19 protein-coding genes are annotated in these 21,892 nt (G+C 62.1%); 10 read left to right on the top strand and 9 right to left on the bottom strand.

Annotated features, from left to right (window positions below):
• Window positions 1-145: 145 nt before the first annotated feature.
• The 3 genes from MFF34_RS20565 to MFF34_RS20555 all read left to right on the top strand — a co-directional run bounded on the left by MFF34_RS20565 (window position 146) and on the right by MFF34_RS20555 (window position 5,273).
• On the top strand, window positions 146-2,356 hold the full coding sequence (locus tag MFF34_RS20565; protein WP_238216147.1) for an autotransporter outer membrane beta-barrel domain-containing protein: 2,211 nt from the start codon (window positions 146-148) through the stop codon (window positions 2,354-2,356).
• Window positions 2,357-2,416: 60 nt separating this feature from the next.
• On the top strand, window positions 2,417-3,994 hold the full coding sequence (locus MFF34_RS20560; RefSeq protein WP_238216145.1) for a hypothetical protein: 1,578 nt from the start codon (window positions 2,417-2,419) through the stop codon (window positions 3,992-3,994).
• A gap of 511 nt (window positions 3,995-4,505) precedes the next feature.
• The gene (locus MFF34_RS20555) at window positions 4,506-5,273 is read left to right on the top strand and encodes a hypothetical protein (protein WP_027596055.1); all 768 of its coding nucleotides are present in this window, start codon (window positions 4,506-4,508) and stop codon (window positions 5,271-5,273) included.
• Window positions 5,274-5,328: 55 nt separating this feature from the next.
• Here MFF34_RS20555 and MFF34_RS20550 read toward each other — a convergent pair whose 3' ends face one another.
• Window positions 5,329-5,811 carry a GAF domain-containing protein gene (locus tag MFF34_RS20550; protein WP_027596054.1) on the bottom strand — a complete coding sequence of 161 codons (483 nt, stop codon included), beginning with the start codon at window positions 5,809-5,811 and terminating at the stop codon, window positions 5,329-5,331.
• Window positions 5,812-6,699, bottom strand: coding sequence for an ATP-binding protein (locus MFF34_RS20545; RefSeq protein ID WP_027596053.1), 888 nt, complete (start codon window positions 6,697-6,699; stop codon window positions 5,812-5,814). It abuts the gene before it with no gap.
• 137 nt (window positions 6,700-6,836) lie between these two features.
• Between MFF34_RS20545 and MFF34_RS20540 the strand changes: the two genes are divergently transcribed.
• Window positions 6,837-9,194, top strand: a complete 2,358-nt coding sequence (locus tag MFF34_RS20540; RefSeq protein ID WP_238216143.1) for a response regulator — start codon at window positions 6,837-6,839, stop codon at window positions 9,192-9,194.
• Here MFF34_RS20540 and MFF34_RS20535 read toward each other — a convergent pair.
• Window positions 9,184-9,672 carry a glutathione peroxidase gene (locus MFF34_RS20535; RefSeq protein WP_027596051.1) on the bottom strand — a complete coding sequence of 163 codons (489 nt, stop codon included), beginning with the start codon at window positions 9,670-9,672 and terminating at the stop codon, window positions 9,184-9,186. The genes MFF34_RS20540 and MFF34_RS20535 overlap by 11 nt on opposite strands.
• Before the next feature lie 13 nt (window positions 9,673-9,685).
• Window positions 9,686-10,081, bottom strand: a complete 396-nt coding sequence (msrB, locus tag MFF34_RS20530; protein ID WP_027596050.1) for a peptide-methionine (R)-S-oxide reductase MsrB — start codon at window positions 10,079-10,081, stop codon at window positions 9,686-9,688.
• Between the two features lie 167 nt (window positions 10,082-10,248).
• Between msrB and MFF34_RS20525 the strand changes: the two genes are divergently transcribed.
• Together MFF34_RS20525 and htpX are read left to right on the top strand one after the other, a co-directional pair.
• Complete coding sequence (locus MFF34_RS20525) at window positions 10,249-11,460, top strand: pyridoxal phosphate-dependent aminotransferase (protein ID WP_085273706.1); 1,212 nt, start codon at window positions 10,249-10,251, stop codon at window positions 11,458-11,460.
• Window positions 11,461-11,724: 264 nt separating this feature from the next.
• A complete protein-coding gene (gene htpX / locus MFF34_RS20520; protein WP_003259721.1) occupies window positions 11,725-12,612 on the top strand; it encodes a protease HtpX in 888 nt (295 codons plus the stop codon).
• 59 nt (window positions 12,613-12,671) lie between these two features.
• On the opposite strand, the gene MFF34_RS20515 is transcribed toward htpX, so the two are convergent.
• Window positions 12,672-13,322 carry a thiopurine S-methyltransferase gene (locus tag MFF34_RS20515; RefSeq protein WP_238216141.1) on the bottom strand — a complete coding sequence of 217 codons (651 nt, stop codon included), beginning with the start codon at window positions 13,320-13,322 and terminating at the stop codon, window positions 12,672-12,674.
• 111 nt (window positions 13,323-13,433) lie between these two features.
• On the opposite strand from MFF34_RS20515, the gene MFF34_RS20510 reads away from it, so the two are divergent.
• On the top strand, window positions 13,434-14,201 hold the full coding sequence (locus MFF34_RS20510) for a class III extradiol ring-cleavage dioxygenase (RefSeq protein ID WP_238216139.1): 768 nt from the start codon (window positions 13,434-13,436) through the stop codon (window positions 14,199-14,201).
• 182 nt (window positions 14,202-14,383) lie between these two features.
• Here MFF34_RS20510 and MFF34_RS20505 read toward each other — a convergent pair whose 3' ends face one another.
• Together MFF34_RS20505 and MFF34_RS20500 are read right to left on the bottom strand one after the other, a co-directional pair.
• A complete protein-coding gene (locus MFF34_RS20505) occupies window positions 14,384-16,066 on the bottom strand; it encodes a DEAD/DEAH box helicase (protein ID WP_027596046.1) in 1,683 nt (560 codons plus the stop codon).
• A 432-nt stretch (window positions 16,067-16,498) separates the two neighbouring features.
• A complete protein-coding gene (locus MFF34_RS20500; RefSeq protein ID WP_099453281.1) occupies window positions 16,499-17,254 on the bottom strand; it encodes a spermidine synthase in 756 nt (251 codons plus the stop codon).
• A gap of 116 nt (window positions 17,255-17,370) precedes the next feature.
• On the opposite strand from MFF34_RS20500, the gene MFF34_RS20495 reads away from it, so the two are divergent.
• Window positions 17,371-18,717 carry a class II 3-deoxy-7-phosphoheptulonate synthase gene (locus MFF34_RS20495; RefSeq protein ID WP_027596044.1) on the top strand — a complete coding sequence of 449 codons (1,347 nt, stop codon included), beginning with the start codon at window positions 17,371-17,373 and terminating at the stop codon, window positions 18,715-18,717.
• A 24-nt stretch (window positions 18,718-18,741) separates the two neighbouring features.
• On the opposite strand, the gene MFF34_RS20490 is transcribed toward MFF34_RS20495, so the two are convergent.
• Window positions 18,742-18,960: a DUF1127 domain-containing protein gene (locus MFF34_RS20490; RefSeq protein ID WP_027596043.1), complete on the bottom strand. Its 219-nt coding sequence runs from the start codon at window positions 18,958-18,960 to the stop codon at window positions 18,742-18,744.
• A 96-nt stretch (window positions 18,961-19,056) separates the two neighbouring features.
• Here MFF34_RS20490 and MFF34_RS20485 point away from each other — a divergent pair, with 96 nt between their 5' ends.
• Complete coding sequence (locus MFF34_RS20485; RefSeq protein ID WP_027596042.1) at window positions 19,057-19,908, top strand: LysR substrate-binding domain-containing protein; 852 nt, start codon at window positions 19,057-19,059, stop codon at window positions 19,906-19,908.
• 138 nt (window positions 19,909-20,046) lie between these two features.
• Here MFF34_RS20485 and MFF34_RS20480 read toward each other — a convergent pair whose 3' ends face one another.
• Complete coding sequence (locus MFF34_RS20480) at window positions 20,047-20,796, bottom strand: sulfite exporter TauE/SafE family protein (RefSeq protein WP_238216137.1); 750 nt, start codon at window positions 20,794-20,796, stop codon at window positions 20,047-20,049.
• A 113-nt stretch (window positions 20,797-20,909) separates the two neighbouring features.
• Here MFF34_RS20480 and MFF34_RS20475 point away from each other — a divergent pair, with 113 nt between their 5' ends.
• Window positions 20,910-21,866 carry a LysR family transcriptional regulator gene (locus MFF34_RS20475; RefSeq protein ID WP_027596040.1) on the top strand — a complete coding sequence of 319 codons (957 nt, stop codon included), beginning with the start codon at window positions 20,910-20,912 and terminating at the stop codon, window positions 21,864-21,866.
• The last annotated feature ends 26 nt before the right edge of the window (window positions 21,867-21,892 follow it).

The following is a 21,892-nucleotide window of genomic DNA, read 5'->3' as shown; positions in this document are numbered from 1 at the left end:
TAGGGTTTTTCACTTAGGGATGTAGGGGTTTTCCTACATCTTCGCGGAAACAAGGAATCTACGCTCAGCACCCTACCGATCCATCGACTGTTGGAGTTCTTCCGGATCACGTGTGTGACCTCACTTTCAATACAGGGTGCTCTCAATGACCAATCGCTCAACGCCCCAGCCCAACCTACTGCTTCGCTTCGCGCCTACCTTGCTCGCCGGCCCGCTCTTGCTGCTTGCCACACCGACGCTGGCACAGACCAACGTGACCAAGGACACTGTTATCAGCCCTGGGGCGCCTCTGGACAATTACCGGGTCATGAACGGCGCTACGTTGACCGGCAATGACGCCAAGTTGCTCTATGTCGATGTCGAATCCGGCGCGTCGCTGGTGCTCAATGACGCCCAGGTCGATCCAGGCAGCAGGGGCGCGATCGGCGTAGCACTGGTGGGCGCCAATGCGTCCCTGAACCGCACCACGGTCACGGCCGCAGGCCGCGCTGTGACCGCGACCGTAGATAGCGCTGGCCGTGGCTCCCTGATCCAGGCCACGGATAGCATCCTTCACGGTGGCAACCGCGGCGCCGTGATTAACGACAGTCGACTAGAACTTGAGCGCAGCGAGCTGCGCGGGCTTGACGCGAACAGCGTTGGCGCAGAATTCTTCAACGGCACACTGGTGGCCAAAGACAGCAGCGTCAGCGGTGGACAAAACGGCGTACGCATGCGCGAAGCCCCCGGTGCGGTAGGCGGCGTTGCCACGCTGGTACTCGACAACAGCCTGGTCGAGGGCCGCGACGGTTCAGCGGTAGTGGTTGGCCGCGGCGCCGGACGCCCCACCTCGGCACAGATCGAGGTGCGCAATGGCGCCGAGCTCCGCGCCAGCAATGGTGTGCTGCTGGAAGTTGCCGACAGTGCCACAGCAACCTTGCGCGTCAGTGACAGCAACACGCACCTGGTGGGTGACGTGCGCGTGGCGCAAGGAGGCAATGCCAGCGTGACGCTCGAACATTCCGCCACCCTCACAGGCCGCCTCGACAACGTAGAGCGGCTGGCAGTGGACAGCGGCGCGCAGTGGGTTACCGTCGGCGACAGCACGCTCGCCAACCTGGCGATGGCGGGCGGTAGCGTCCGTTTCGGCAACCCCGGCGACTTCCATACGCTTTCAGTAGACAACCTGTCCGGCAACGGCACCTTCATCATGGAAGGTAACTTTGCCACCGGCCAAGCGGACCTGCTCAACATCACCGGTAGCGCCACCGGCGAGCACACACTGCGCATCGACAGCAGTGGCACGGACCCCGTGGCCGAAAGCAGCTTGCACGTGGTCCATGCCGCCAACGGCGATGCCCGCTTTGCCTTGGAGGGCGGCCCGGTAGACTTGGGCACATTCTCCTATGACCTGGTGAGCAAGGAAAACACGGACTGGTACCTCGACCTGACCACCCGCAAGGTAAGCCCTGCTGCAGGCTCGGTACTGGCCCTGTTCAACAGCGCCCCCACCGTCTGGTACGGCGAGCTCGGCAGCCTGCGTAGCCGCATGGGCGAAGTGCGCCAGAACAGCGGCAAAGCTGGAGGATGGATACGTACGTTCGGCAACAAGTACAACGTTTCGGCAGCAGCCGGTGTGGCCTACCAACAAGCCCAGCAGGGCTTTTCGTTCGGTGCCGATACGCCACTGCCGATCGGCGACGGCAACTGGCTGGCCGGTGTGACTGCAGGCTACAGCAGCTCCGAACTGAACCTTGACCGGGGCACATCGGCCAATGTCGACAGCTATCACCTCGGTGCATACACCACCTGGCTCGACCCGCAAAACGGCTACTACTTCGATGCTGCGGCACGGGTCAACCGCTACGAAAACAGCTCCGATGTACGCCTCAGCGACGGCCAGAAAACCAAAGGCAAGTACAACAACCATGGCGTCGGTGTTTCCCTGGAGGGCGGCCGTCATCTGAAATTTGACCAAGGCTACTTTGTTGAACCCTTCGCCCAGTTGTCAGCGCTGGTCATCGAAGGGAAAGACTACGACCTTGACAATGGCATGCGCGCCGAGGGCGGCAACACCCAGTCGGTGCTGGGCAAGCTCGGGACTACTGTTGGGCGCACCTACAACGTCGACGACGCACGCACGGTTCAACCTTATGTGCGGATGGCATGGGTACATGAATTTGCCAACGACAATGCGGTGAAGGTCAACGGCAACCATTTCAACAACAACCTTTCAGGCTCGCGCGGTGAAGTGGGTGTCGGGGTTGCGGTGGCCTGGGCCGACAAATGGCAGGCTCACGCCGACTTCGACTACAGCAACGGCGAGAAGCTCGAACAGCCCTGGGGCGTGAATCTCGGAGTGCGTTACAACTGGTGATTTTTGTTCATGGGGAGGGTCGCCGGCGACCCTCCCCTTTTTGTCCATGGAGAACCGTCAATGGCCCCTTCAAACGCGTCGCCCCGCGGTAAACGATCAACCCCGGCTAAGCGCTCGAAAAGCAGCAGAACGCGTGATGACATCGCATTCTATTCACCCCCCATCATTCCCGACCTGCTCATGGACGTGGACGATGCGCCAAGCAATCAGCTACCGTTCGCTGCCACCTACAAGCCACTGCGTGTGGAGTTCCCCAAATGGCTGCTCTCCGACCCTTCTGAGGACGACCCTGAAACGCTGACGCTGTACATGGAAGTCTTGTATGACCTGGCCAGTGCCAGGACGGCCATGCGGGTCCCAGTCGCCTCTAAGACGTGGACTGCCCCGATTGAGGAAAACGACCTGTTCGTTGACGTTCCCACCCGCTATTTGCGCGATGGTCGTTACAAGTACCACTACGAAGTCAAACTGTTCAACGGCGATCTGACCCCGTCCAAAGAACTGATCATCAACATCGACACCACACCACCCTCACTAGGCCAGACGCCCCTGTTCATTTTCAACCCGCCTGTGGTCAGGGACACACTCACTGATGCCTACTTCCAGAACAACGATCAACAGCTCATAGGGGCATTGCCACGGCCTCGCGCTGAAGATATTCCACCGGGTTTCGAAGGTGAAACGCTGCCTTTTATCGGTGCTGCGGTGGGCGATGCAGTGATGTGGTACTGGAGCCAAGACCCCGCTGGCAATGAGTTGGTCGGCCGTCTTGAACTGAAAAAGGCCGACCTGGGCAAGCCGCTGGAGGTGAGGTTTCCGGCTGATTTCATACGCCAATCCGGCAACGGACGACATTACCCTCGGTACGAAGTTCAGGACCGCGCCGGCACGGCGCTTCAGCGTTCGATGAGCGTGGCACTGAATTTCGAAGGTACTCCGGTTGCTGCCCGCACGCCGCCTACCATCAAGGAAGCCTCTGGCAACGCGTTTTCAAGCGAACTCAAACCTGCCGACGCGATCAATGGCGCAACAGTGCTCATACCGGCTTCAGCAGTGATCGAAGGGGCCAAAACCCTGGTGTATTGGGGGGCTCCTGGCACTGCCTTTGCCTATGAAACTGACACGCCAGTCTCTCCAGGGTCCAGAGAATACAGAATCCCCAAGGCCTTCATTGCACCGCACATGAACAAGGTCGTCGAGGTCCACTACCAAGTCCAGGTCGAGGGCGAGAAACCGTCGCAGATCCACCGTACAGCCGTGCAATGGATTACCGGCATGCCCCCCACGCAGTCAGAACAGATCCGAGATGGCGTGTTGGTATTGGATACCCTAATCGGCCATGCCACCTTCACACTCGGCACCTGGTCACACATCGCCACCACGCAGTACATCAGTGCCTGGATAGAAGGCGTGGAGCGAGGCAATGTGGAGAACACAGTGATACTGCCGATCGCCACTGAGATGGAAGTGCCAAGCGAGGATACGACCATTACCCTGGGCTCACTGGACAAAGCCAGCCTCGAGACGCTTGCGCCACTTTATCAGTTCCGGATCCACGTACGCGTGAGCTTCGACAATAAGGTAAGTTGGAGGGTCTTTCCGTTCGTGGACGCGACGTTGGTGGACTCCGAACGTTGAGCATTTTTGCAAAAAAAAACGCCACTCGATTGAGTGGCGTTTTTGTAATCTGGATATTTAAATACAACGAAAAAAGACGCCTAAGCGTCTATTTCCAATGACCCACAGAACAATCATGACTCTGCAAACCAATAAATGGAGCGGGAAACGAGACTCGNNGCCACTAGACGAAGGGGACACGCTGCAAGCATTTACATGCTGCTTTCACTCCCTGCCGCGTTTCGCTGTGTGCTTTACGCTGCAAGTGGCGCGCATTCTATGGATGCTTCGAAGGTGCGTCAACCCCTTTGTAGAAATTTATTTAAATCAATGACTTCCGGGTGTGCCGAGCGCTGTTTCAGGCAGCCCGCAGGGGTTTGGCGTTGATTTTCTGGCGTCAAGTCAGCATTAATGTGCCAGCATCCAGCCATGGCACAGTTTGCCGATAGAAAAGAGAATGCCTGTCAGGGCCTCTTTCGAGCAAGCTCGCTCCTACACTCAATAATGCAAACCTATTCATGAGGCATTAACGGTGACACCACTTCTGATCACTCTGCTCATCGTGGCGGGTATCGCGTTGCTGATCGTGATCGGCTACCTCAACAATGTGGTCGAGAACAGCAAGCTGGAACGTGCACGGTTGAAGATCGAGCTGGCCGACCGCTTGCGCCGCTGCGGCGAAATCACCGAGACCTTCCCCGGCCAGTTCATGACCCCGGCCCTCAAGCTGCTGCTGGCCCGCCTGGAGCTGAACCTCAACCAGCGCCAGCTGACGGTGGACAAACACAATGCTGAACTCAAAGCGCGCATCGCCGAGCTGGAAGGCCAGATCGCCCTGGGCGAAAAGATCCCGGTGAACAACCCGCCTAACCCGATCCAGACCGAGGCCAAGGCCAAGGACGTGCGTTTTCTGCTCGAAGCGCTGCACACGCAGGTTGCCCGCGCCGCACAGGAGGGCTTCCTGCCTGCCAACGAGGCCAAGCAGTGGGTCAAGGAGATCCGTCATATCCTGGTGCTGCTGCACATCGAGTTCTTCAACAACCTTGGCCAGCTGGCCTTGCAGAAAGCTCAGCCGGGCCAGGCACGCCTCGCCTTCGAGCGGGGTGTGCAGTATTTGCGCAAGCAGCCAGAGCCGAAGGTGTATGAAGAGCAGCTGACCTACTTGGAGAAACTGCTGGCACGCGCCAACGCCCAGGTGATGGACCGCATGGCGCCGGCGGAGGACGAGCACAACGAACTGACCGACGGCCTCAAGACCGACGAGGAAGAGACCTGGAAGAAGAAGGCGATGTACGACTGATACGTTAACCTGTGCTGGCCCGCTCCCACAGGGGCCAGTACAGGCAATACAGCAATCAGCAGTCGGTCAATTCCAGGAAGATCGCCGCCAACCGCTCCAACCCCACCTGGTCCGCCTCACTGAACCGCCCCACCTTCGGGCTGTCCAGGTCCAGCACTCCAATCAACCTGCCCGCCTTCACCAACGGAATCACCAGCTCGCTGTTGGACGCGCTGTCACAAGCGATATGCCCCGGGAACGCATGCACGTCTTCCACCCGCTGGGTTTGCCGCGTGGCCGCAGCCGCGCCACACACACCCTTGCTGAACGGGATGCGCACACACGCCACCTGCCCCTGGAACGGCCCGAGCACCAGCTCTTCGTTGCGGTTCAGGTAAAACCCCGCCCAGTTCAGGTCGTCCACCTGGTTATAAAGAAACGCCGAAAACTGCGCGGCGTTGGCGATGAAGTCACGCTCGTCGGCAAACAGCGCCTGCACTTGCGCGGCCAGCAGGTTATAGCCATCGAGGCCGGCGCCACTGGCATTGAGGTCGATCATTTACTTTTGCTCCAGCAATTGCAGCCCGACCCAGTAGCGGGCGAACTGATAGGCACAACGGCCATTACGGTTACCGCGGCCAGTGGCCCAGCGCACGGCGAGGATGTCCAGGGCTTCGTCCCGCTGCCAGTTCAACCCGGCAGGGCGCGCCAACTGGCCGATCCAGTGTTCGACCACATTAAGGAAGTGGTCCTGGGTGAAGGGGTAGAACGACAGCCACAGGCCAAAGCGGTCAGACAGGGCGATCTTGTCTTCCACGGCTTCGCTGGGGTGCAGCTCGCCGTCGACGCGTTTCCAGTTCTCGTTGTCGCTCTCTTTTTCCGGCACCAGGTGGCGACGGTTGGAGGTGGCGTATAGCAAGACATTGTCGGGGGCCTGCTCCAGCGAGCCGTCGAGCACACTCTTGAGCACCCGGTAGTCGCCCTCCCCGGCTTCGAACGACAGGTCGTCGCAGAACAGGATGAAGCGTTGTGGCAGTTTTTGCAGTTGCTCGACCACCCGCGGCAGGTCGGCCAGGTGGTCGCGCTCGATTTCGATCAGGCGCAGGCCGGCACCTTCGTGCTCGGCCAGCAAGGCGCGCACCAGCGACGACTTGCCGGTGCCACGCGAGCCCCACAGCAAGGCGTGGTTGGCGGGCAGGCCATTGATGAACTGGTGGGTGTTGCGGCCCAGCTGGTCACGTTGCTGGTCGACCCCGATCAGGTCGCTCAGGCGGATGTCCAGGCTGACTTCAAGGGGCATCAGGTAACCGGTGCGGCCATCGCGCTGCCAGCGGGCGGCCAGGGTGGTGTGCCAGTCGATGTCCGGGCGTGGTGCGGGCAACAGCGGCTCAAGGCGCGCCAGTACCGATTCGGCGCGGTCTAGGAAAGCAATCAAGCGAGCGTCCATGACGACTCCTACAAATTCAGATTCTGGGATGCAGTGCCGGCCTCTTCGCGGGTAAACCCGCGAAGAGGCCGGCACTGCATACAGGCAATCAAGGTTGAATGTGTGACAGACCCGCCAGCAGCCGGGGCTATTCGGCTATGCTTGCGCAGCGCAAGGGACGTGAAACCGGCTCGGGACTCATGGATATCAAGTTCACCAATCGCCTGTCATACAAGCAAGCCCGGCTGACAGTCCTGGTCGGCTTCATCCTGGGAACATTGCTCAGTCTCATCCAGATCGGCATCGATTATGCCAGCGAAGACGCATCCATCAACCGTGAAGTGCGTGCACTGCTGCAAATCAGCCACAACCCGGCTTCGCGCATCGCCTACAACATCGATGCCGAACTGGCCCTGGAGCTGACCCGCGGCCTGCTGCAATCGCCAGCGGTGATCCGCGCCCGGCTGATCGACAACAATGACACCGTGCTGGCCGACGTCGAGCGCCCACGCCTTGAAGACCGCTACCGCCCGCTCAGCGACTTCCTGTTCGGCGAGCAGCGCCAGCTTCAAGACCGCCTGTTTCTCGCCCATATGCCCAATGAATACCTGGGCACCCTCTACCTGGACGTCGACACCTACGCCTTCGGCAGCCGCTTCCTCGACCGCGCCGGCATTACCTTGTTCAACGGCTTTGCCCGCAGCCTGGTGCTGACCGGGATCCTGCTGGCGCTGTTCTACATGATGCTGACCAAGCCGCTGGTGACCGTGATTGGCGCGCTCAGCGGCAGCGACCCACGCAAGCCGCGGCAAACACGCCTGGAATGCCCCCACGGCCACGAACACGACGAGATCGGCGTGCTGGTCAAAGTCGCCAACCAGCAATTCATCAGCATGGCCACCGAGATCGAGCAGCGGCGTAACGCCGAAAACCGCCTGACCCAGTACCTGAACGAGCTGGAAGACATCGTGTCGGCGCGCACCGACCAGCTCAAGGCCAGCAACAGCAGCTTGAGCCTGTCCAACCAAGAGCTCGAAGAAGCCCGGCGCCGGGCCCTGGACATGGCCCAGGCGCGCGCGGCCTTCTTGGCCAACATGAGCCACGAGATCCGCACCCCGCTCAACGGCATGCTCGGCATGATCGCCCTGGCCTTGGACAGCCCGCTGCCCAGCGAGCAGCGCCAACAGATGACCATCGCCCACGACTCGGGCAAGGTGCTGGTGGAGCTGCTGAACGATATTCTCGACCTGTCAAAGTTCGATGCCGGCCAGCTGGAGCTCGAACGCATTGCCTTCGACATGGGTTCGATGGTCGAGGACACCGCCAACCTGCTGTCGCAGAACACCGCGCAAAGCGTCGAGCTGACCTGCCTGATCGCCCGCGACTTCCCCAGCAGCGTGCTTGGCGACCCGACACGGGTGCGCCAGATCGTCAGCAACCTGTTGTCCAACGCGCTCAAATTCACCCGCTTCGGCCGCGTCGACATCCGCTTGGTGACGATTGTCGGCGGAGTGCGCCTGGAAGTGCGCGATACCGGCATCGGCATCCCCGAGGAGGCGCAGGCGCGGATTTTCCAGCCCTTCACCCAGGCTGGCGCTGGCATCACCCGCCAGTACGGCGGCACCGGCCTGGGCCTGGCACTGACGCGCAACCTGTGCAAGGCGATGCAGGGGCACCTGCATATCCAGTCCGAACCAGGCTTTGGCAGCCGCTTCAGCGCAGAGCTGCCACTGGCCGTGCACACTGAAGCCATCCCGCCGGCGCCGCTGCAGGGCCGCGTGGTGGCCCTGAGCGATGCCAGCAGCGGGCTGCATGAGCTGCTGCAAGACCTGCTGCCCGCCTGGGGCCTGGCGTACCAACGCCACGACAGCAGCACAGGCCTGCACACTGCGACGTTCGACCTGCTGATCACCGACGACCTGGAGCACCTGCTGGCGCTGCGCCCTGCACTGAAAACGCCCATCCTGCTGGTGACGGCCTACGGCAATTTCCTGCCCAATGAGCAATCCATCAACCTTGCGCCGCTGCACCAACTGGCCCGGCCACTGGCGCGCAATGCGCTGTACCAGACGCTACGGCGCATCCTGCAAGGCCACGAGCCCGAGCACCCGCTGGCCAACCCGCACTCCTCCCCGGAACAAGGCCGTGCACGGATTCTGCTGGTGGAGGACAACCCGGTGAACCAACTGGTGGCCAAGGGCATGCTGGCCAAGCTCGGCTGCCAGGTACAGCTGGCTACCCAGGGCGCCGAGGCCCTGGCGTGGCTAGAACAAGAGGATTTCGACCTGGTGCTGATGGACTGCAACATGCCGGTGATGGACGGCTACGAAGCCAGCCGGCGTATCCGCCAGAGCGGCCGCTGGCCAGACTTGCCGATCGTCGCGCTCACCGCCAATGCCATGCCCGAAGAGCGCGAACGCTGCCGGGCGGCGGGCATGAACGACTACCTGGCCAAGCCGTTCCGCCGCGAAGAGCTGCTGGCGTTGGTCGAGCACTGGGTACCGATCAGCGGCTGAGCAGGCGCTCGATGTCTGCTTCCAGTGCCTGCGGCTTGGTGGTCGGCGCATAGCGCGTGACCTGGCCACTGGCAGGGTCGACCAGGAACTTAGTGAAGTTCCACTTGATCTTCTGGCTACCCAGCAGGCCGGGGGCGCGCTGCTTGAGCTCGACGAACAGCGGGTGAGCACCCGGCCCGTTGACCTCGACCTTGCGAAACAGCGGGAAGCTCACGCCGAAATTGCGCTCGCAAAACTGCGCGATGTCCCGCGCTTCGCCCGGCTCTTGCTTGCCAAACTGGTTGCAAGGGAAGCCCAGCACCACCAGGCCGCGCTCGCGGTAGGCCTGCCACAGCTGCTCCAGGCCTTTGTATTGCGGGGTAAAGCCGCACTGGCTGGCGGTGTTGACCACCAACAGGACTTTGCCTGGGAAGTCACCGAGCTTCTTGTGCTCGCCACCCAGGGTCACGCAAGGGATGTCCAGCATCGATCCAGCCATGTTCAGGCTCCGGTCAGTCACGTGGTCGAAGGTCGATGCACACCGAGTTGATGCAATAGCGCAGGCCGGTCGGGGGTGGCCCGTCGGGGAACACGTGGCCCAGGTGCGCATCGCAGCGGGCGCAGGTGACTTCGGTGCGGATCATGCCGTGGGTGGTGTCGCGAATCTCGATCATCGCGCTGTCTTCGATCGGCGCGTAAAAGCTCGGCCAGCCGCAGCCGGAGTCGAACTTGGTTTGCGCATCGAACAGCGGCAGGCTGCAGCAGATGCAATGGTAGATACCATCACGGCGCTCGCTGTTGTACTTGCCGCTGAACGGCCGCTCGGTGCCTTTGAGGCGGCACACCTGGTACTGCTCGGGGTCGAGCATCGACCGCCATTGTTCAAGTGTCTTCTCGATCTTTTGCATGTAGGGACCTCGACAGGCTTAATTTCACCCCGCGCCGTCTTTTCCGTAACGCGGGTGGCACGTATATTAGTTGGCTTCGTGTGCCAGGCGTTCAGTCTGGCACCCGCTTCCTGCCCTTTCAAACCTTTCGAAAGGGCGCGGTGCGTATTCTCAACCGGGACCCCATCATGCAGTTCAGCAAATCGAACAAGCTCGCCAATGTCTGCTACGACATTCGCGGCCCAGTGCTCAAGCACGCCAAACGCCTGGAGGAGGAAGGCCATCGCATCCTCAAGCTGAACATCGGCAACCCGGCGCCGTTTGGCTTCGAGGCGCCGGACGAAATCCTCCAGGATGTGATCCGCAACCTGCCCACCGCGCAGGGCTACAGCGACTCCAAAGGGCTGTTCAGTGCGCGCAAAGCGGTGATGCAGTACTGCCAGCAGAAGGAAATCGAAGGCGTCACCATCGAGGACATCTACCTCGGTAACGGCGTGTCCGAGCTGATCGTCATGTCGATGCAGGCGCTGCTCAACAACGGCGACGAAGTGCTGATCCCGGCCCCCGACTACCCGCTGTGGACCGCCGCAGTGAGCCTGGCTGGCGGCAAGCCGGTGCACTACCTGTGCGACGAACAGGCCGACTGGTTCCCTGACCTTGAAGACATCAAGGCCAAGATCACTCCGAACACCAAGGCCCTGGTGATCATCAACCCGAACAACCCGACCGGCGCGGTGTACTCCAAGGAGCTGCTGCTGGGCATGCTGGAGCTGGCGCGCCAGCACAACCTGGTGGTGTTCTCCGACGAGATCTACGACAAGATCCTCTACGACGAAGCCGTGCACATCAGCACCGCCTCGCTGGCCCCCGACCTGCTGTGCCTGACCTTCAACGGCCTGTCCAAGTCGTACCGAGTGGCGGGTTTCCGTTCCGGCTGGCTGATCATCTCGGGGCCCAAGCACCACGCACAGAGCTACATCGAAGGCATCGACATGCTGGCCAACATGCGCCTGTGCGCCAACGTGCCGGCCCAGCATGCCATCCAGACCGCCCTGGGCGGCTACCAGAGCATCAACGACCTGGTGCTGCCACAAGGCCGCCTGCTGGAGCAGCGCAACCGCACCTACGAGCTGCTCAACGACATCCCGGGCGTGAGCTGCGTAAAGCCGATGGGCGCGCTGTATGCGTTCCCGCGGATTGACCCGAAGGTCTGCCCGATCCTCAATGACGAGAAGTTCGCGCTAGACCTGCTGCTGTCGGAAAAACTGCTGATCGTGCAAGGTACAGCGTTCAACTGGCCATGGCCGGACCACTTCCGCGTGGTGACCTTGCCGCGGGTGGACGACCTGGAAGCGGCAATCGGGCGGATCGGGAATTTCCTGCGGACTTATTCGCAGTAAGTGAAGGCCTCTTCGCAGCACAAGGCTGCTCCTACAGGTGTACGCGTTCTCCTGTAGGAACAGCCTTGCGCTGCGAATGGACTGCAAAGCAGCCCCAAATGTTTCTTACATCCTGCAACGCTCTACCTCACAGCCCCCACCGCATCCTCTGCCATACTCCGCCGTACACAGTTTGAAATAGTCGCCCGATTGAATCGGCACGGCTTGCACCTTATATACCCCGCAGTAAGCAACACACTCATCCGTCAGGAGAACGTAACAACCATGATGCGCATTCTGTTGTTTGTAGCCACCAACCTCGCGGTGGTGCTGGTTGCAAGCATTACCCTGAGCCTGTTCGGTTTCAACGGGTTCATGGCCGCCAACGGGGTCGACCTCAACCTCAGCAGCCTGCTGGTGTTCTGCGCCGTGTTCGGCTTTGCTGGCTCCCTTGTCTCGCTGTTCATCTCCAAGTGGATGGCGAAGATGACCACCGGTACCCAGATCATCTCGCAGCCGCGCACCCGCCACGAACAGTGGCTGCTGCAAACGGTCGAGGAGCTGTCACGCGAGGCCGGCATCAAGATGCCCGAGGTGGGTATCTTCCCGGCCTACGAGGCCAACGCCTTCGCCACCGGCTGGAACCGCAACGACGCCCTGGTAGCGGTGTCCCAGGGCCTGCTGGAGCGTTTCTCGCCCGATGAAGTGCGTGCGGTGCTGGCCCACGAGATCGGCCACGTGGCCAACGGTGACATGGTCACCCTGGCGCTGGTGCAGGGCGTGGTGAACACCTTCGTGATGTTCTTTGCCCGCATCATCGGCAACTTCGTCGACAAGGTCATCTTCAAGAACGAAGAAGGCCAGGGTATTGCCTACTACGTCGCGACCATCGTTGCCGAGCTGATCCTGGGCATCCTGGCCAGCATGATCGTCATGTGGTTCTCGCGCCGCCGCGAGTACCGTGCCGACGAAGCCGGCGCACAACTGGCCGGCACCGCCGCGATGATCGGCGCCCTGCAGCGCCTGCGTGTGGAGCAAGGCCTGCCAGTCCATATGCCGGACACCATGAAGGCCTTCGGCATCAATGGCGGCCTCAAGCACGGCCTGGCCGGGCTGCTGATGAGCCACCCGCCGCTGGAAGACCGTATCGAGGCGCTGCGCCGTCGCGGTTGATCCACCCGGCAAAAACAAGAAAGGGCGACTTCGGTCGCCCTTTTTTGTGGGTATCACCTTCAGAGGCCTATGCGATACACCCGCTCCAGCAGGCTGGTAGCACCGGCCTGAACAAACTTCGGGCTCTGCTCAATGATGTCCAGCACCTCCAGCGGCTCCACCTGCCGACCGGCAAACCCGTGCCGCACCTCATCATCGGCCACCGAAAACGGCGGGCCAGCCAACAGCGCCTGGTCATAATCCAGCGTCACCAACAGCCCTTGGCACCCCGCTGGCAGCACGTCAGCCAACAGCCGCATGTACCGCAGGCGCATCTCGGGCGGTAAAGCAATTAACGCTGCACGGTCATAGAACCCCGCGCAATCGGCTACATCCTGGGCCTGCAAGGCAAAGAAGTCCCCGCACCACAGCTCTACCTCGGCGCTGCGCCAAACCTCGAACGCGCCCTTCTGCGTAACGTCTGCCTCAAGCCCGTGCTCCTGGAAAAAGCCCTCCACTGCCCGTCGCGACAGCTCCACCCCCAGCACCCGATGCCCCTGCCCTGCCAGCCAGGCCAGGTCCAGGCTCTTGCCACACAACGGCACCAGCACACGGCTGCCAGCCGGCAGCGCCAGCGCTGGCCAGTGCGCTTGCAGGTAGGGGTTGACCTGCGCTTGATGGAAGCCGATCTGGTTGTCGGCCCATCGTTTGTGCCAGAACGCTGGCTCCATGGTTGCTCCTGTACTTATCAAGCGCTTCGATACATAGCGCAAAAAACTTGGTTTGGATTTCGATCGGTAACTGATCGAAGATGACTGCATCTTAACCCTCAGGACATCACCATGCTGCCCAGCCTGTTCATTTCCCATGGTTCCCCCATGCTTGCCCTGCAGCCAGGCGCCAGCGGGCCGGCCCTGGCCGGGTTGGCGAACACCCTGCCGCAACCCAAGGCGATCGTGGTGGTGTCGGCGCACTGGGAAAGCCGTGAGCTGCTGGTGACCGGCAGCCAACAGCCCGAGACCTGGCACGACTTCCACGGTTTCCCCCAGGCGCTGTATGCCGTGCAATACCCGGCACCGGGTGCCCCTGCGCTGGCCGAGCAGGTGTGCGCATTGCTGGGCGCTGTCGGCCTGCCGGCGCGCACCGATGCGCACCGGCCGTTCGACCATGGCGCCTGGGTGCCGTTATCGCTGATGTACCCGGGCGCCAACATCCCGGTGCTCCAGGTGTCGCTACCCAGTCAGCTGGGGCCTGCCTTGCAGCTCAAGGTTGGCCAGGCACTGGCAGGGTTGCGCGCGCAGGGGGTACTGCTGGTGGGCTCGGGGAGCATTACCCATAACCTGGGCGAACTGGACTGGCACGCCGGGCCGGACGTGATCGAGCCTTGGGCGCTGGCGTTTCGGGATTGGGTGGTGGCGCGGCTGCAGGAGGATGACCGGGAGGCGTTGGTAGGTTACCGGCAAGCGGCACCGTTTGCGGTGCGTAACCATCCCAGTGATGAGCATTTGCTACCGCTGTTTTTTGCCCTCGGGGCTGGGGGCACGTTCGGCATCGTCCACCAGGGGTTCACCTTGGGCGCACTGGGGATGGATATCTACAGGTTCGACTGAAACACAGATCCCCTGTAGGAGCAGCCTTGTGCTGCGAAGAGGCCGGTGCAAGTACAGTGAATGCTCGCTGCTTGCACTGGCCTCTTCGCAGCGCAAGGCTGCTCCTACAAGGGGCCGTGTGCGCTTCACTCAGGCAAAAAAAATCCCCAGCTCAGGCCGGGGATTTTTTTATTACGCCAGGATCAATCTTCGCGGTAGCGACGCAGCTTCAGCTGCTTGCCAGCCACGCGGGTGTCCTTGAGCTTGGACAGCAGACGCTCCAGGCCATCTTCCGGCAGCTCGACCAGGCTGAAGCTGTCGCGTACCTGGATACGGCCGATAGCGTCACGGGCCAGGCCGCCTTCGTTGAGGATCGCACCCAACAGGTTCTTGGCAGCGATGCCATCACGGGCACCCAGGGCAGTACGGCAACGCACGCGGCCTTCAGCCAGCGGCATTGGCGCACGACGCTCACGGTCACCACGGTCACTGCGCTCGCCACGCTCAGCACGCTCACCAGTACGCTCACGCGGTGCACCAACGCCCGGTACCAGCGGCTGCTCGCGCTCTACGGCAGCCAGGTCCAGCGCCTGACCATTGGTGGCTTTGCGCAGCAAGGCCGAAGCCAGGGCACGCGGGCTGCAACCCAGGTCGGTGGTCAGACGGTCGAGCAGGTCGCCATGGCTGGCTTCCGATTCGGCCACCAGCGGCGCCAGGCTCGAGGTCAGTTTCTTGATGCGAGCATCCAGAACGGCCTGGGCATTCGGCAGGCGTGCTTCGGCAACTTTCTGCCCGGTAACACGCTCGATCACTTGCAGCATGCGGCGCTCACGCGGGGTGACCAGCAGCAGTGCACGGCCTTCGCGACCGGCACGGCCGGTACGGCCGATACGGTGAACGTAGGACTCTGGGTCGTACGGCATGTCAACGTTGAACACGTGCGTGATACGCGGTACGTCCAGACCACGGGCAGCGACGTCGGTGGCGACGACGATGTCCAGGCGGCCATCCTTGAGCGAGTCGATGACGCGCTCACGCTGGTTCTGGGCGATGTCGCCGTTCAGCGCAGCAGCCTTGTAGCCCTTGGCTTCCAGCGCGGCGGCCAGGTCCAGGGTGGCTTGCTTGGTACGCACGAAGGCGATCAGCGCGTCGAACTCTTCAACTTCCAGCAAACGCAGAACAGCCGGGATCTTCTGGTCGGCATGGACCATCAGGTGAGCCTGGTCGATCGCGGTAACGGTCTGGGTCTTGCTCTGGATCTTGACGTGCTTGGGTTCACGCAGGTGACGTTCGGCGATCGAGCGGATCGACGACGGCAGGGTTGCGGAGAACAGAACGGTCTGACGGCTAGCTGGGATTGCGTCGAAGATCACTTCGAGGTCATCCATGAAGCCCAGCTTGAGCATCTCGTCGGCTTCGTCCAGTACCAGGTACTGTACGGTCGACAGGACTTTTTCGTCACGACGCAGGTGGTCGCACAGACGGCCTGGGGTAGCGACGACGATTTGCGCGCCGTTACGGATGGCACGCAGCTGTGGGCCCATCGGGGCACCACCGTAGACAGCGACCACGTTAACGCCCGGCATCTGCTTGGCGTAGGTTTCGAAAGCGGTAGCAACTTGCAGCGCCAACTCACGGGTTGGCGCCAGGATCAGGGCTTGCGGTTCGCGCTTGCTCACGTCGATCTTGTTGAGGATCGGCAGGGCGAAGGCAGCGGTCTTGCCGGTGCCAGTCTGCGCCTGGCCGATCATGTCGTGACCGGCGAGGATGATCGGGATCGACTGATGCTGAATGGCGGACGGCTCTTCATAGCCGGTAGCCAGTACAGCAGCAACAATATTCGGATTGAGATCGAGAGCGGCGAATCCGCCGGTTTCCTGGGTCATGGGTCTGCCTCTAGGTGCATCCGCAAAGACCCATGCTCCAAAGCTGCACATGCCTTGAAAGACCAGAAGGTCACCCAGGCAGCTTTGGCGGCGGGGATTTGCGAAAACGATTGAAAAAGAAAAACTTGGGAAGGTCCGCCTAGCGGACGTGCAGCCGAAGCTGGACTCGGAGGATTTGCACCACCTGATTTTGAGGTCCGCTAAAAGACCGGCGCGTACTATACCCGAATTAACGGGTTACGTGAGGAAAATTTTCGGTAGACCGGAGCCACCACGTAGCCACTAGCGACGACGGGCTGAATCGTTAATTCACATCCCCTTGTAGGAGCAGCCTTGCGCTGCGAAGAGGCCATTGCAGGCAGCGTAAATTCTTGCTGCTTTCACCGGCCTCTTCGCAGCACAAGGCTGCTCCTACAAGGGGATGTCATCTGCTCAGGTAGCAGGCCGAATTTCTTTGATCAGCCCGTCAAGGCTATACCCCAACTGCGGCGCCAGCGCCTCGGCCCGCGCCCGTAGCCCTTGCATGTCCAGCGTTTGCTCAAGGTCCGCCGGCACCAAGAGGATCACGTTGCCCTCCTTCACCGGCAACTCCCAATAATGCCGGTGGTACAAGCCGCGCAGCAGCGCCGCGCCCAGCGGCCTGCCGTCATCGCTGGCCCACTGGTTGATCACCAGCCAACCCCCAGGGTTGAGCTGCTTCTGGCAGTTGTCCAGAAACCCCCAGGCCAAATGCCCGACACCCGGGCCAAAGTCGGTGTACAGGTCGACGAAGACCAGGTCGGCCTTTTCTGCGCTGGGCAGCAACTCGATGGCATCGCCCACCCGCACATACAGGCGCGGGTCATCGTCCAGGCCCAGGTATTCCATGGCCAGGCGCGGCACGTCGGGGCGCAGCTCGATGGCTTCGATATCGTCCAGCGGCAGAAATTTCATGCAGGCCTGGGTCAGCGTGCCGGCGCCCAGGCCCAGAAACAGCGCACTCTCGGGTTGCGCGTGGCACAAGGCGCCGACCAGCATGGCGCGGGTGTAGTCATATTCCAGCCAGCTGGGGTCGGCGGTGAACACGCAGCTCTGCTCGATCGCGTCGCCGAATTCGAGAAAACGGTAGTCGTCCACCTCGTACACGCTGATGACGCCAAAGGCATCTTCGACCCGTGCCAGTAGCCGCTCTTCCCGTTCCGCCGTCATGTTCGCCACTCGCCCGTGCAAAAACGCGCATTGTCCGCCAACACCCCCGATGCAACAAGCGCGGCGGCAACTGTTACCATGACCCAAAGCCTACAACCCACAAGATCGAGCCCGAAATGAACGCACCGTGGAGCCCTGACAGCTGGCGTGCCCTGCCTATCCAGCAGCAACCGACCTACCCCGACGCCGCGCACCTGCTCAAGGTCGAACAGACCTTGGCCAGCTACCCGCCGCTGGTGTTCGCGGGCGAGGCCCGCGAGCTGCGCCGGCAGTTCGCCGAAGTCACCGAAGGCCGCGCGTTCCTGTTGCAGGGCGGCGACTGCGCCGAGAGCTTTGCCGAGTTTTCCGCCGCGAAGATCCGCGACACGTTCAAGGTGCTGCTGCAGATGGCCATCGTCATGACCTTTGCTGCCGGCTGCCCGGTGGTCAAGGTCGGTCGCATGGCCGGGCAATTTGCCAAGCCGCGCTCCGCGGGCGACGAGACCATCGGCAACGTCACCCTGCCCGCCTACCGTGGCGATATCGTCAACGGCATCGGCTTTGATGAAAAAAGCCGCATCCCCGACCCGGACCGCCTGCTGCAGGCCTACCACCAGGCCACCGCCAGCCTCAACCTGCTGCGCGCCTTTGCCCAAGGTGGCTTTGCCGACCTGCACCAGGTGCACAAGTGGAACCTGGACTTCATCGCCAACTCGGCGTTGGCCGACAAGTACCATCAATTGGCCAACCGCATCGACGAGACCCTGGCCTTCATGCGTGCCTGCGGGCTGGACAGCGCGCCGCAACTGCGCGAGACCAGCTTCTTCACCGCACACGAAGCGCTGCTGCTCAACTATGAAGAAGCCTTCGTGCGCCAGGACAGCCTGACCGGCGACTACTACGATTGCTCGGCGCACATGCTGTGGATCGGCGACCGCACGCGCCAGCTCGACGGCGCCCATGTCGAGTTCCTGCGCGGCGTGCACAACCCGATCGGGGTCAAGGTCGGCCCCAGCATGAACCCCGAAGAACTGATCCGCCTGATCGACACCCTCAACCCGAGCAACGACCCCGGCCGCCTCAACCTGATCGTGCGCATGGGCGCCAACAAGGTCGGCGACCACCTGCCAGGGTTGATCCGCACTGTCGAGCGTGAGGGGCGCAAGGTGCTGTGGAGCTCCGACCCCATGCACGGCAACACCATCAAGGCCAGCAGTGGCTACAAGACCCGTGACTTTGCGCAGATCCTCGATGAGGTGAAGCAGTTCTTCCAGGTGCACCAGGCCGAAGGCAGCCATGCCGGCGGGATCCACATCGAGATGACCGGGCAGAACGTCACCGAATGCATCGGCGGCGCCCGCCCGATCACCGAAGACGGCCTGTCGGACCGTTACCACACCCACTGCGACCCGCGCATGAATGCCGATCAGTCGCTGGAACTGGCGTTTCTGATTGCCGAAACCCTCAAGCAGGTGCGTCGCTAAACCGCCGTACCTACAAAAAACGGCCTATTTGCGCAGCGGATCATCCCAGAAGTGCCGCTCGGCCTCTTGCTGGATATCCGCCCGGCTCAAGCCCAGGTCGTGCAATGTCGCATCGCTGAGGCTGGCCAGCTCCTGGCGCTGACGGTACAGCTCCCACCAACGCGCCGGGCGCTGCAGGGCTGCGTGCCACAGGTGGTTCAGGGAAAAGGCAGGTTGCTGGATGCTGCTGACATGACCTTTCATCGTGAAGCCCTCCGTGTTGATGGCTCCAGTCTCGCGCCGGGCTTAAGATCAATCCAACGAATGTTTCTGATGCCATGCATCTCGGAGATTGATGCAATGTCCCAGTATCAAAGCCTTGATGCCGACGTATTGCGCACCTTCGTCGCCATTGCCGAGCAAGGCGGTTTCACCCGCGCCGGCGAGGTGGTCAACCGCACCCAGTCGGCGGTCAGCATGCAAATGAAACGCCTGGAGGAAGACATCCTGCAGCGCCAGCTGTTCGAGCGCGAGGGCCGCCAGGTACGCCTCACCGCTGAAGGGCAGGTACTGCTTGGCTATGCCCGGCGCATCCTCAAGCTGCACGGCGAAGTGTTCAATACCTTGCGCATGCCGCACATGGTCGGGGTTGTACGCATCGGCACACCCGACGATTACGCCATGCGCTTTCTGCCGACCATCCTGTCGAGTTTTGCCCAGGCTTACCCGCTGGTGCAGGTGGAGGTGCATTGCGATTCGTCAAAGCAATTGATGTTGCGCCAGGACCTGGACCTGACCATCGTCACCCGCGAACCGGGCAACGAAGTCGGCCAGCTGTTGCGCCAGGAACGGCTGGTGTGGGCTGCCGCCGAAGGGTTTTGCCCGCAGGAGCAACGGCCCATGCCGGTGGCGCTGTTCAACACTGACTGCTTTTGCCGCGCCTGGACCTGCAATGCGCTAGAAGCGCAAGGCATCGACTACCGCATTGCCTACACCAGCCCAAGCCTGGCGGCGATCTTTGCCATTGTCACTGCCGGGTTGGCGGTGACGGCACAGTTGCAGAGCCTGATCGGCGGCAACATACGGATTTTGGGCGAGAGCGACGGGCTGCCGCAGTTGCCGGTGGCCAATGTGATGCTGGTGCGCAGCACGCAGCACCCGTCACCCATCACCGATTGCATGGCCGATTACATCGTCGAAGGGTTCAAATAGATCAGTGGCAGCCATAGCGTTGTGTAGGAGCAGCCTTGTGCTGCGAAAAGGCCGGTGATTTCAGCGACATTTTGCGCTGCTTGGACGGGCCTCTTCGCAGCGCAAGGCTGCTACAGGGAGATGGCTGCAGCATGTGCGCTAAAGCTCAAACCCCAACATCACCGCACACACCACCAGAAACGCACAAAACATCGCCCGCAATACTTTCTCTGGCAGGGCATGCGCCAACCTCACCCCCCAGCTGATGCTGAGCAGCCCACCGACCGCCAAGGGGATCCCTACCCCCCAGTCAACACTCTGGTGCACGCCATAGGTCAACAAGGTCACCGTCGTACTGGGCGCCGCCAACGCCAGCGACAACCCCTGCGCCACCACCTGGGTGTTCCCGAACACACTGGTCAGAATAGGCGTGGCGACCACCGCGCCCCCTACCCCGAACAACCCACCCATGGTCCCGGCAAAACTGCCCAGCACGCCCAGCCACGGCCAGGCGTAACGCAGTTCAGGGCTAGGCGGCGCGACCTTGAGGAACATCCGCGCCACGTTCCACACCGCCAGCGCCACCAGAAAGCCGACAAAGCCCAGCCGCATGGACTGGGCATCGATGCCCACCGCCCAAATCGACCCCAGCCAGGCGAACAGGAAACTGCACAGTGCCAACGGCAACGCATGGCGCAGCTCGATGCGGTTGCGCTGGTGGTAGCGCCACAGCGCCAGCAACACATTCGGCACCACCATCACCAACGCAGTGCCCTGCGCCAGCTGTTGGTCCAAGCCGAACAACACCCCCAGCGCCGGGATTGCAATCAACCCGCCGCCAATGCCGAACAAACCACCCATGGTGCCCAGGGCAGCGCCCAACGCGATATACAACAACCACTCGATCATCAGGGCCTCTGCGCCTCTCGCTTGCAATGGTGGGCATGCTACCGAGTCGGGGCTGGTGGGGAAACGCACAGCAGCGCACAATGGCTGTGCGTTTTATGCAAAGCCGAGCCACCATGAACCCCGATATCCTCACCGACCAGCTCAGCCTGTTTCTCGACGTGCTGGAAACCGGCAGCTTCTCTGCCGCCGCGCGGCGCCACCCGTTGACGCCCTCGGCCGTGGCCCGGCGCATCGACAACCTCGAAAGCGCCGTGGGCAGCCGGCTGTTCACCCGCAGCACCCACGCAGTGCGCGCCACCCCGGCCGGCAACGCCTTTGCCGAACGCGCACGACGCATCATCGAGGAGCTGCGCCTGGCCCGCGCCGAAGCCGTCTCGTTGAGCAGCGCCCCGGAAGGCCTCATCCGCATCGACGCCCCCGCCGCGTTTGGCCGTCGCCACCTTGCCCCGGCCATCGCCGACTTCCTCGTGGCCTACCCCGGGCTTGACGTGCACCTGCGCCTGATCGACAGCTTCGTCGACTTGCAGGGCAGCCACCTTGGCGAAGTCGACCTGGTATTGCGTGCAGGTCCCCTGGCCGACACGCGCCTGGTCGCCACGCCGCTGGCCTACATGGTCCGCATCGCCTGCGCCAGCCCGGCTTACTTGGCCAGCCGAGGCGTACCGGCGTGCCCCAGCGAGTTGCCTGCGCACGACGGCCTCGACTGGGACGGCCTGGCGCCGCCGTTTGCCTGGCGCTTCAGCGTGGCCGGCCAGGCCCGCCTGTACCGGCCATCGCGCATGCGCATGGCCGCCAATAACGCCGAAACCCTGCTGTTCGGCGCTCTCGCGGGTTTGGGCATTGCCCACCTGCCCACCTGGCTGATCAGCGACTACCTGCTGCGCGGCGAACTGGTCCCGCTGTTTTGCGAAGGTGGCCTGCCAGCCGCCGAGTCCAGTGGCATTTATGCGTTACGCCTGGCACATGAAACGAACTCTCGCAGCCGTTTGCTGCTCGAATTTCTCAAGAGCCGTTTCAGCCCCATTCCACCCTGGGACCTGGCCCTGCGCAGTGAACTGCGCTGGCAATGAACGCACTAATGATCAGCGTGCTAGAT

The organism is Pseudomonas sp. PAGU 2196, from assembly GCF_022179005.1.
Classification (GTDB): domain Bacteria; phylum Pseudomonadota; class Gammaproteobacteria; order Pseudomonadales; family Pseudomonadaceae; genus Aquipseudomonas; species Aquipseudomonas kermanshahensis.
This window is presented reverse-complemented; position numbering and strand designations above follow the sequence as displayed.

Coding starts and splice junctions, on each gene's coding strand:
- MFF34_RS20525 (WP_085273706.1), top strand. CDS start 10,249: ATGCAGTTCAGCAAATCGAACAAGCTCGCCAATGTCTGCTACGACATT.
- MFF34_RS20560 (WP_238216145.1), top strand. CDS start 2,417: ATGGCCCCTTCAAACGCGTCGCCCCGCGGTAAACGATCAACCCCGGCT.
- MFF34_RS20515 (WP_238216141.1), bottom strand. CDS start 13,322: ATGGAGCCAGCGTTCTGGCACAAACGATGGGCCGACAACCAGATCGGC.
- MFF34_RS20535 (WP_027596051.1), bottom strand. CDS start 9,672: ATGGCTGGATCGATGCTGGACATCCCTTGCGTGACCCTGGGTGGCGAG.
- MFF34_RS20565 (WP_238216147.1), top strand. CDS start 146: ATGACCAATCGCTCAACGCCCCAGCCCAACCTACTGCTTCGCTTCGCG.
- MFF34_RS20485 (WP_027596042.1), top strand. CDS start 19,057: ATGTCCCAGTATCAAAGCCTTGATGCCGACGTATTGCGCACCTTCGTC.
- MFF34_RS20480 (WP_238216137.1), bottom strand. CDS start 20,796: ATGATCGAGTGGTTGTTGTATATCGCGTTGGGCGCTGCCCTGGGCACC.
- MFF34_RS20490 (WP_027596043.1), bottom strand. CDS start 18,960: ATGAAAGGTCATGTCAGCAGCATCCAGCAACCTGCCTTTTCCCTGAAC.
- MFF34_RS20505 (WP_027596046.1), bottom strand. CDS start 16,066: ATGACCCAGGAAACCGGCGGATTCGCCGCTCTCGATCTCAATCCGAAT.
- MFF34_RS20540 (WP_238216143.1), top strand. CDS start 6,837: ATGCTTGCGCAGCGCAAGGGACGTGAAACCGGCTCGGGACTCATGGAT.
- MFF34_RS20495 (WP_027596044.1), top strand. CDS start 17,371: ATGAACGCACCGTGGAGCCCTGACAGCTGGCGTGCCCTGCCTATCCAG.
- MFF34_RS20500 (WP_099453281.1), bottom strand. CDS start 17,254: ATGACGGCGGAACGGGAAGAGCGGCTACTGGCACGGGTCGAAGATGCC.
- msrB (WP_027596050.1), bottom strand. CDS start 10,081: ATGCAAAAGATCGAGAAGACACTTGAACAATGGCGGTCGATGCTCGAC.
- MFF34_RS20550 (WP_027596054.1), bottom strand. CDS start 5,811: ATGATCGACCTCAATGCCAGTGGCGCCGGCCTCGATGGCTATAACCTG.
- MFF34_RS20475 (WP_027596040.1), top strand. CDS start 20,910: ATGAACCCCGATATCCTCACCGACCAGCTCAGCCTGTTTCTCGACGTG.
- MFF34_RS20545 (WP_027596053.1), bottom strand. CDS start 6,699: ATGGACGCTCGCTTGATTGCTTTCCTAGACCGCGCCGAATCGGTACTG.
- htpX (WP_003259721.1), top strand. CDS start 11,725: ATGATGCGCATTCTGTTGTTTGTAGCCACCAACCTCGCGGTGGTGCTG.
- MFF34_RS20510 (WP_238216139.1), top strand. CDS start 13,434: ATGCTGCCCAGCCTGTTCATTTCCCATGGTTCCCCCATGCTTGCCCTG.